We start from the raw sequence: 7548 nt of genomic DNA, 5'->3' as shown, positions 1-7548 counted from the left end.
TCCGGATGTATTGTATAAATACTTAACCTCATTCCATCTCCCATTATCCCTCATTTTTTTCAAGGCAGTGCCTACCCCATAAAATCCGGGAATACTTTGCTTTAATTGGCTCCAGGCGGTTACAAAGCTTATTGCCCGCAAATCATCCAGTTTTAACGGTGCATTAGCATTGCGCTTTGTTGGGCGACTACTGATGTTGACACGAGACAATAGTTTTAGCGGACTGTATTTCTCCAGATATTCTACAAATAAAGGATGCTGCCGCAGAGCCATAAATAATTCATAGCTCTCTGCAGCCATATCAGTTATTAAAGCCTTTTGATCTTTGTTCAACACATCATTATCATCAGGGTTCAGCGCAGATATTACGCCGGCATTTATCAATTGCTCCATATTAAAACGGGCAGTTTCAACAGATCCGTACTGCGAACTTACTGTTTGGCCCTGTATGGTTAGTTGTATATGATCATTGGCTATTTCACTACCCATTGAAGCATAAAAACGATGGGTTTTACCACCACCACGAGCCGGCGGGCCACCACGACCGTCAAAAAACGCCAGGTCAATACCGTACTTACGGGCCATGGCTGTAAGTTCAACCTTTGCTTTGTAGATAGACCAGTTTGCCATCAGGTAACCACCGTCTTTAGTACTATCAGAAAAACCAAGCATTATAGTTTGAAAATTACCCCTGCGTTTTAAATGCGCTGCATAAAATGGATGGGTATATAGCTTTTCCATTACTCCGGCAGCAACCTTAAGATCGTTAACGGTTTCAAATAAGGGCATAAAATCAACCGTAAGATTATCTTTATCCCACCCGCTCCATAAAAACAGGTCTATTAATTGTAAGATGTCTGATGCCTGCTGGCAGTTACTAATAATAAAACGCTGACAAGCCTTTTCGCCATTACTATGCTGAATTTGCTTCATTAACCTGATGGTATTCAGCGTATCTTTGGTCATATCATCAGCATCGTCAGGGCATTTGAAGTCTATCCGGTTAAACACTATACTTTTTAGTTTGCCGTCCTCATCCATTTTATCGTAATCTTCAGGAATGCCTGTTCCAATTTCTTCGGTAGTATATTTAAATACACTGCGCAAAATCCGGCTATCCTGCCTAATATCCAGCGTAGCAAAAAAACAGCCAAACAAGCGCACCTTTTGTATCAGATCCTCCACAATATTTACAAACAAGCTATTGTGGCTCGTGATTAAAGTTTCACGTATAGAACTTAATAGTTCTAACAACTCTGCTTGTATATTTTTCGCATTGTCTAACTGCTTATTAAAAGCATTTTCATAAAGTAATTCTTCAAGTGCTTTCATGGTATTTTCAATACCCCTGAAAGTTATGCGTCGTTTTAAAACCCTATAATCGCGGTAATAACACCTGAATATGATCTGCCTTAACAAGCGGGCAACATCGCCGGTTATAGCGGTAGTTACGTTGGGATTACCATCCCTGTCGCCACCAGGCCAAAAGCCAAGCTCAAGTATTTGCCTACTGCGGTTCTCGTCAATATCAAACTCGTCGGCCAATTTAGATTGTATGGCTGATACTGCATGATAAAACGTATTCTCTAAAAACCAAACCAGGCTTATAGCTTCGTCAACCGGTGTTGGCGATGTTTTATTTAAAAATGGGGTTTTACCCAATTGCTGCAGCAAAACATCAATGGTACTAATATCGTTTGTTTTTAATGCCTCTATTAAATCAGTCATGATACCCAACACCGTACCCGGATAAAACTGGGTTGGGTGAGCTGTAAGCACCAGTCGCAAAGAAAAATCTTTAAGTTTATTACTAATATCGCTCCTAACCTGATCGCTAATTGCAGCTTGTTGCAAAAGCCCCTGTAGGGTGCCAATATCATCAGCACGGCCAATTTTACTGAATGATGAGTCTTCGATTGCATCAAATAACACCACTTGTCTTTCTATATATTGAATAAACCGAAACAAACGGTTCAACTGTTCTCTATGATCAATCCCAGGCACATACTTTTGGAAAAAAGATTCAATAATTTCCGTTGGCGATTGTTGTTTGGCTGCGCCCTTTTCGCAATGCGAACTAAAAAACGGCAATAAAATACCTGTATCTTTAACCTGGTAAAATGGCAGGGTTTGAAACAAACTGTTATATAACTCAAAACGGGTAACAACCTCGTTATTAAAAGCTGTTTCTCTTTGGCTGAGTTTTAACGTTGAAGACATATTAATAAAGTTTTTTTATTTTAGAAATCAAATACAAGACCACCGCACTTTATTCGGTGTGAATTTAATTATATTTAACCAAAAACCCTAAATATTACATAAATAATAATGATATGAATATTTAGTTTTAATTTTGATTACAAAAACACCAACATACTAAAATTTTTGCAATAGCAATTTAACCAATTGAATAATAACCTATTATTAATGCTTCCTTCAGCTAAAGAAACAAAAAGCTTTTTTTTTAGTCAGTACTTTTCTGATGGTTTGCGTATGTCTATGGGCATATTATTGCCCTCATTGGTACTTTTGCAGTTTGATAAATTTGATCTGGGGATTGCGCTTTCATTAGGTGCTTTATGTATTTGTGTTATTGATAACCCCGGCCCGATAATGCATAAACGCAATGGTATGGCCATTGGCAATTTATGCCTGTTTATTGTTGCAGTTACCACCGGCTACGCAAGGCTAAATGTTTATACGCTGGGGTTAGAGGTAACTGCTTTTTCGTTTATATTCTCCATGTTCACGGTTTATGGCAACCGTGCCGCATCTGTAGGTACATCATCATTATTGATCATGATATTTATGATTGACAAGGATCTTAAACCCGATGAAATACTAAGTTATAGCGCAAGTATTTTAGCCGGCGGAGTTTGGTATATGTTGTTTAGTCTTTTATTTTTTGGTATACGCCCCTACCGGGCCGCCCAGCAGGCATTGGGCGAAAACGTTGCTGATATTGTTAAATTTTTACGGATAAAAGCTGATTTTTATTTACCTGATACTGATATAGATGCCAATTATCATAAACTGGTATCGCAACAAATACAGGTGAGCCAACACCAGGATGCCGTGCGTGAACTACTTTTTAAAAGCCGGGTAATGGTGCGCGAATCAACCAACGCAAGCAGGATATTGGTGCTTACCTTTGTTGATCTGGTAGATATGTTTGAGCATATTATGGCTACCCATTATGATTATACCCATATCCGCGAAAAATTTAAGGATACCGGTATCTTAACTGATATAGCGCACCTGTTGCAACAAATGGCTAATGAGTTAGAAAACATTGGTTATGCCATACTATCAAACGCCCGCTATACAAATCTGGTTGATTTTATGCCAGCACTTGAGCAGTTAAAAACCAAAATTGATGCCGTTGGCGGCAATGAAACCAGCAACTTGGTGCTCAAAAAAATATTGGTAAACCTGCGCGATCTGCACCACGAAATTGAAAATATTTTCGACTACTACAATTCCACCTCGTCAAAAATACTGATTGAAGGCTTACCTGATGTGGAGTACTCCAAATTTGTTACCCACCAGGATTACGAACCACATGTATTTTTTGATAATTTCACACTCGATTCGGGCGCGTTTAAACATGCTTTGCGTGTATCATTGGTTTGTTTAGTAGGATTTATAGCGGCTAAATCGTTATCGCTTGGCCATCATAGTTATTGGGTATTGTTAACTATTATAGTGATACTAAAACCGGGGTTCAGCCTATCTAAGCAGCGCAATTACCAACGTTTGGTGGGTACTATTGGCGGCGGAATTATCGGGGTAATGATATTATTACTGATACCCAACAACAATGTTCAGTTTGTACTAATGGTGATATTTATGCTGGGTACTTATAGTTTTTCGAGGTTAAACTATGTGGTAAGCGTAATTTTCATGACTCCGTATGTGCTTATACTTTTTAAGTTTTTAGGTATTGGCCATCTTGACATTGTAGAAGAGCGTATTTTAGATACCGTTATAGGCTCAACCATTGCGTTTATAGCCAGTTACGCCATATTCCCTACCTGGGAGTTTGAGCAAATGAAACGTGCGCTGTCTGAAGTGATACATGCCAATTTAAACTATCTGGCAAAAATTGCCGATACTATTGCCGGCAAAACCGTGTCGACTACTGATTATAAGCTGGCGCGAAAGGATGTGTATGTTAAATCGGCCAACTTATCTGCCGCATTTGAGCGGATGACATCCGAGCCAAAAAGCAAGCAGCGTAATATTAAAGACATCCATAAGTTTGTGGTGCTTAACCATATTTTATCCTCTTACATAGCTACTGTAGCATCAGACATCACGGTAAAAGGTATCCATAAGGCACAACCCGATACGCTTAGAACTATTAAAAAAAGCTTTGCCCTGCTCAACGAAAGCAATAAAAAATTAGGCGGCAAAAAGATTGAACTGGTTAATGAAAAAAATGGCCTTATAGTACCAGAAACCTATACAGCAGTACCATCCACAGCTGATAATTTATTGAAAGACCAACTAGGTTTTATTAATAAGATCAGTAACGATATTGCCAAAGTTACGGAAAGTGTGGTGGCGGAAGTGTAATAAACAATTTCTGTCATTTCGAGCGTAGCGAGAAATCTATGAAGCGACATGTATCTGTGTATAGATTTCTCGCTATGCTCGAAATGACAATTTATTTAAATTAATTTGGTGGTTACAACTAAAAAAACAAACAACTTATAATTGAATATATTATAACATTAAAGTTATAGTCGACAACCTGTTTATTATCGTAATAATCGATAATAACATTTCTTCTCTTATAATACAACCATGTTATACTTATTGATAAAAACCATCCGATTATAAATAGCACCCAATCACTTTCAATATACGGAAATGAAAATTTGTCAACTTTAGTATTAACGAGTAATAATATCGACGTTAAATTTAAGAATAGTAAAAAGAAAAAAAGCCTAAAAGCAAATCTGCTTCCGGCTTTCTCAGAAGCTTTGATTATACTATAAAATAATTTATCCAATATTGTCATAATAGACTTTACAACAACTCCGTAGCTAAATTAGCTAACTCACTACGCTCCCCTTTTTGCAGGGTGATGTGTGCATAAAGCGGATGCTCTTTAGCTTTATCAATTAAATAGGATAAGCCGTTACTTTCCGCATCCAGGTATGGGGTATCTATCTGGTAAATATCCCCTGTAAATACAAACTTGCTGTTCTCTCCAGCTCGGGATATGATCGTTTTTATTTCATGAGGCGTAAGGTTTTGTGCCTCGTCTACAATAAAGAATATTTTGCTTAGCGTGCGCCCGCGTATAAAGGCCAGTGGCGCTATAGATATTTTATCATTAGCCACCAACTCATCCAATTTGGCCTGCATTTTCTCGTCATCGGCAAACTGATCTTTAATAAATTTCAGGTTATCCCATATAGGTGCCATATAGGGGTCTATCTTTGATTTGATATCTCCCGGCAAAAAGCCAATATCCTTATTACTAAGCGGCACTATGGGGCGTGTTACGTATATCTGGCGGTAGTATTTACGTTGCTCAAGCGCTCCGGCTAATGCCAACAACGTTTTACCCGTACCGGCATTACCTTGTATAGTAACCAGCTTAATATCCGGGTTTAACAAAGCGTGTATGGCAAAAGCCTGCTCCAAATTTTTTGGGAAGATATTCAATACCGGCTGCTCGGTTATTTTTTCAAGTTGCCGGGTTTGGCTATTATAAAATCCCGATACCGTCTTTTTTCCCTTTAAAATATAAAAGTGGTTGTTGTTATGCGGCTTAATATTAAACTCATCGGCTGATAGGAACTCTGTTTTATTTAGCTGATTGATGAGTTGGTCGTCAATCTTAGTTAAGGTAGTTTCACCTGTGTATAGTTCGTCCAGGTTTTTTATTTTACCTGTTTCATAATCTTCGGCATATAGGTTAAGTGATTTTGCTTTTAGGCGCAAACAAATATCCTTTGATACCAGCACCACCTTTTTATCCGGGTGTTCCTCCTGTAAACTTAATGCCGAATTTAATATCCGGTTATCTGTTTTATCTGATCCAAATATAGTTTCGGCATTTTGAGTAAGGGTTTCGGAAGCCATGATCACCTTAAAACTACCCTTATTTAATCCATTTAGGGGCTGCCATTGATTAACCAGGCTTTTGCGCGAAAGGTCGTCCATTAACCTTATAAAGCTACGCGCTTCAAAGTTACGGGTATCATTACCACTTTTCATGTTATCCAGCTCTTCCAGTACCTGTATGGGTATGGCTACGTCGTGTTCATGAAAGTTTTCGAAGGCGTTATGATCGTACAGTATAACCGAGGTATCTAACACAAATATCTTTTTTCTGCCGTTCTGCTTGCTTTTGCCGTCCTTTTGCATAAGGCACTAAATTAAGGAATTTGGTTGAAGATTGGCGAGAAGATTAAAGATTGGTTTGGGAGATTAACAAAAACCCTATAAAACAAAAACGGGAGCCGCCTCTTTCGATTTGAATCTCCCGTTTTCTGCCTCTGCCTAACCGTAGTTATGCAGAAGAACCAAGTTTTGTGTAAAATTAACCGACCTGATTGCTCATCGTTATTAGTGCCAACGCTGATAATGTCTTTATCCGCTGTAAGTTTTGATCTATCCATGTTGTATGCGACTCGATTTTTGCTCTCACCCTTGCGGATGCTAACACTTCGCTTTCGCTCAACTCCGATATACATCCTCTTTTCAGTAATGCAGACCATCATTGTTTGCTAACGCTGATTGCTTCAAGGTCATTAACCGCATTGCCATTCTCCGTAAAAAATATGCAACCCGCTTAACACCTTTTAGTTAACACTCACCTTCAAACTCTTTCGAGCTTTTCATTTTTGTGTAACTCAGGCTTTCCTGTGATCTTTAGCTCATCCTAAGATTTCGCCCGATTCACTTTCTGTTTTTCCTGTAAGGCTGTCAAAGTACGTCGTTCTTGATGATTTCAATATCGGGACACCAGCGAGATTTTGCAAATTTATTTTATAGTTTTTATTAACCTGTTATTAACATAAAGTATAGGGTTATTAACATTAAAATCCCTCCTATTACCGGCATTTCGAAACCTGATGAGAACCTACACGCTACTAATTTATGTATTTTTATGTGTTGATTTATCTTCGTTCCTCGTTGGAAATGACAGGGCGGGTTAGGTTATTCACATTAAACATTATTCACAGGGATTAGCTCATTTATAAATTTTACAAATAAAATAATTCCCAAAAATGTATTTTCCATCTAATATTTTCTTTTAAACGCCCCCTAAATCATTTCGATACAGGGGATTTTTTTTTCAAAGAAGCAACACTTTTCGCTTTTAAACGTAATTAACTACAGAGGTGCGCCATATTGCACCTCTACGTATATTTATATAATGGAAATAGAAGAAGTTGAACGGTTAATAAAAATAAGCAGGGAACATCCCCTTATGCCCGAAACTTACGTCCCCTGGCAACTGGAACCACAGCCTGATGACATTTTTTTACCCGAAATTTTAACATCCCTGCATGGCTTGCCTATTTA

Annotated in this window: 3 protein-coding genes; 1 reads left to right on the top strand and 2 read right to left on the bottom strand. The window is 38.2% G+C overall.

The genetic code is table 11. From position 1 onward, the window contains the following. A partial coding sequence (locus ABI367_RS06070; RefSeq protein ID WP_462229081.1) for a phosphoenolpyruvate carboxylase occupies positions 1-2220 on the bottom strand: 2220 nt, incomplete at its 3' end. A gap of 207 nt (positions 2221-2427) precedes the next feature. On the opposite strand from ABI367_RS06070, the gene ABI367_RS06065 reads away from it, so the two are divergent. Then, entirely contained in the window at positions 2428-4578 is a 2151-nt protein-coding gene (locus ABI367_RS06065; RefSeq protein ID WP_462229079.1) for an FUSC family protein, read from the top strand. Positions 4579-5034: 456 nt separating this feature from the next. Here the strand turns inward: ABI367_RS06065 and ABI367_RS06060 are convergent, their stop codons facing one another. Next, positions 5035-6384 (bottom strand): PhoH family protein, encoded by a 1350-nt coding sequence (locus ABI367_RS06060; RefSeq protein ID WP_462229077.1) that lies wholly within the window; start codon positions 6382-6384, stop codon positions 5035-5037. Positions 6385-7548 lie beyond the last annotated feature (1164 nt).

It is taken from the genome of Mucilaginibacter sp. (genome assembly GCF_039935595.1).
Lineage (GTDB): Bacteria > Bacteroidota > Bacteroidia > Sphingobacteriales > Sphingobacteriaceae > Mucilaginibacter.
This window is presented reverse-complemented; position numbering and strand designations above follow the sequence as displayed.

Excerpts from the sequence above, each read along its gene's own strand:
- ABI367_RS06065 (WP_462229079.1), top strand. The coding sequence starts at position 2,428 with ATGCTTCCTTCAGCTAAAGAAACAAAAAGCTTTTTTTTTAGTCAGTAC.
- ABI367_RS06060 (WP_462229077.1), bottom strand. The coding sequence starts at position 6,384 with ATGCAAAAGGACGGCAAAAGCAAGCAGAACGGCAGAAAAAAGATATTT.